Here is a 2,938-nt window from a genome sequence, read left to right as displayed (position 1 = left end):
GGCGCGCAGGTCAACCAGCATGACGTGGCTTTCAGTGCGGCCGCTGACAATGCGCAGGCCGCGCTGGGTCAGCGTGTCGGCCACGATCTGTGCGTTCTTCACAACCTGTTGCTGGTAAGCCTTGAACTCGGGCGCCATGGCTTCCTTGAAGGCCACGGCCTTGGCCGCGATCACGTGCATGAGCGGGCCGCCCTGCAGGCCGGGGAAGATCGCGCTGTTGATGGCTTTTTCGTGCTCGGCCTTCATCAGGATGATGCCGCCGCGCGGGCCGCGCAGGCTCTTGTGGGTGGTTGACGTGACGATGTCGGCATGCGGCACCGGGTTGGGGTACACGCCCGCAGCCACCAGGCCGGCATAGTGGGCGATGTCGACCATGAAGATCGCGCCGACAGCCTTGGCCACCCTGGCAAAGCGCTCGAAGTCAATGCGCAGGCTGTAGGCCGAGGCGCCCGCGATGATCAGCTTGGGCTTGGTCTCATGGGCCTTGCGTTCCATCGCGTCGTAGTCGATCTCTTCCTTGTCATTAAGGCCGTAGGAGACGACGTTAAACCACTTGCCGCTCATATTCAGCGCCATGCCGTGCGTCAGGTGGCCGCCTTCGGCCAGGCTCATGCCCATGATGGTGTCGCCGGGCTTGAGGAACGCCAGGAACACGGCCTCATTGGCCGAGGCGCCGCAATGCGGCTGCACATTGGCGGCTTCTGCCCCGAAAATGGTTTTGATGCGGTCGATGGCCAGCTGCTCGGCCACGTCGACGTGCTCACAGCCGCCGTAGTAGCGGCGGCCGGGGTAGCCTTCGGCGTATTTGTTGGTGAGCTGCGAGCCCTGCGCGGCCATGACGGCGGGCGAGGCGTAGTTTTCGCTGGCAATCAGCTCGATGTGGTGTTCTTGCCGGGCGTTTTCAGCCTGGATGGCGGCGAAGATTTCGGGATCGGTTTGTTCAACCAGGATGTTGCGGTGGTACATGGCAGTCCTTAAAGACGTGGTCCCTGCTATTGAAACAAGGGCTGCCCAGGCGAACGGCTGAACGCTTCGGCCCAGCGGCTTTCAGCGGTGCGCTTCCCAGTGGTGTCCCACGTCAGCTTCAATGGTTGCGAAAACCTTGAGCCTATCGCCAGTTGCGCACCCCGCTAGTGTAACTGAGGGCGCCCAAAACCTGCCACCTCGAGGGTTCTTCAGTGACTCCCGAAAAGCAAAAAACCGGGGCGCTTTGGCGGCGACCCGGCTTTGAGAGGTAAGCGGGATGAAACCCCCGCCATGCGACCGGGTCAGGACTGGTTCAGCACCGCCACTTTTTCAGGCGTTTTGCTTTCGGCTTCCGGTGTGGCCGGCATGGAAGCCGGTACCGGGCGCGATGTGCCCGGGGCGGCGAAGAAAGGCGAGGGCGCGCCGCGTTTGGAGGCAGACGCCACCACGGCCAGCAGGCGGGCGTGTTCGCCCATCACTTTGCCGGCATAGCCGCCGTCGTCGTCCATGTTGGCTGCGCCCACGTAGTATTTGAGGCCGCCTTCGATGGAGCCGGCGCGGGCAATGCATTCCTGCAGGACCTTGACACCGACGCGCAGGTTGGTCACCGGGTCAAATGCCGCCAGCTTGCCGCCGAAATTGTCGTACTTGTCGTAGTGCACCTTGGTCATGACCTGCATCAGGCCCTGTGCGCCCACGGGGCTTTGTGCGAACGGGTTGAAGCMGGACTCGATCGCCATGATGGCCAGGATCAGCGTCGGGTCGAGCTTGGCCTTTTGGCCGATCTCGAAGGCCTCGGCCACCAGCACGCTCAGCGGCTCGGGCGCGACGCCATACTTCTTGCTCAGCCAGTAGGCCACTGCCGCCTGTTGGGACGGCAGGTCTTTCGGGTTGGACGCGGTGGCGCGTTCAATGGCGGCAGGCTCGGTAAAGCCGATGGCGGCTTCCTGGCGCTGTTGCAGCCAGGTCATGAGCTTGAATTCACCGGCCTGACGCAAGTCGGGGCGGGCTGTCAGGGTGATCACCGCAAACACAACCGCCAGGCCCAGGAGGGCGAAGCTGTTATGGGTAATCTCGAAAAAGCCTTGGGAGATGTCATCAACAATGTTGGAAACACTGCTTCGCACATTCTTCATGTGTGCGGTGACATTCAGGTTAAGGCCGAATTGTCCTAGCGCTGTCATAGCACTCCTTTCTACGCATGCAGCCCTTTTGGGGGCCAGCAGGCTTTGATTGGGTCGCCATCAAACCAAGGCAAGCCTTGTGGGTGTTGACCCTTGTTTGACGTTGCCGGCTTCTTGGAAGAATAGGGCAGCGGGTTCGGGTTGTCCCTAGGATTCGTGGGACTGGCGGGATTCTATGGGGTTGGTTAATAACCTGTCAAGAATAACAAATCAATTTTTTATATTAAAAAAGCAAATAAAAACCTTGATTTCCGGCAAAACCGGTCTGAATCAAGGTGTTTACGGGCTTTATCTGAGATCGAGCTCTAAGTTAAGTTTTCTCCCTAAAGAAGGCGATCAGCCTTTCGCGGTTGCCCCTGTAGGCTGTTTTCTACATCGCGTGTAGTCGCGCCAGGCAGGCTCATCCGCCGGACAGGTCGGTTGTTCCGGACGCCAAAGACAGCGGCAATCACATCCCGTGCTGTGATTGAAAAGATGGTCTTGCCTGCGGCGGCGCATGGGCTTAACCTGCAGTTGTCTGTTCATTCAGGCATCCACCGGGTAACCACCCCCGGAAAAACTGAGAGCAATCACTTGCTTTCATCGCACTGGAGACGATTCATCTCTCTTTTGCGGAACCCCGACGGCATGAGCATAAACGCCCGCCGTCAACCCCGGTCGGCCTCGCTGCCCGGGGTTTTTCTTTGGGGGCGCCGCTTCTTAGAACCTGTTTACGGCCTAAACGGGGCCGCGCAAGCACCTTCTCGGGATGGGATGCAAGGCGCGGTGCGCCGCCCATAGCCCGCCCG

The 2,938-nt window shown here is 60.3% G+C and carries 2 protein-coding genes and 1 riboswitch; both genes read right to left on the bottom strand.

Annotation, left to right across the window (positions count from 1 at the left end):
- On the bottom strand, window positions 1–966 hold a 966-nt coding region (glyA, locus tag AC1D0Z_RS18720), incomplete at its 3' end, for a serine hydroxymethyltransferase (RefSeq protein ID WP_477659698.1).
- 36 nt (window positions 967–1,002) lie between these two features.
- Window positions 1,003–1,132, bottom strand: a riboswitch (ZMP/ZTP riboswitch).
- Window positions 1,133–1,268: 136 nt separating this feature from the next.
- Entirely contained in the window at window positions 1,269–2,150 is an 882-nt protein-coding gene (locus AC1D0Z_RS18715; protein WP_477659697.1) for a transglycosylase SLT domain-containing protein, read from the bottom strand.
- Between the last annotated feature and the right edge of the window lie 788 nt (window positions 2,151–2,938).

The sequence above is a fragment of the Polaromonas sp. P1_E3 genome, assembly GCF_056405935.1.
Note: the sequence above shows the minus strand (reverse complement) of the source record. Positions and strands in the feature narration are given on the sequence as shown.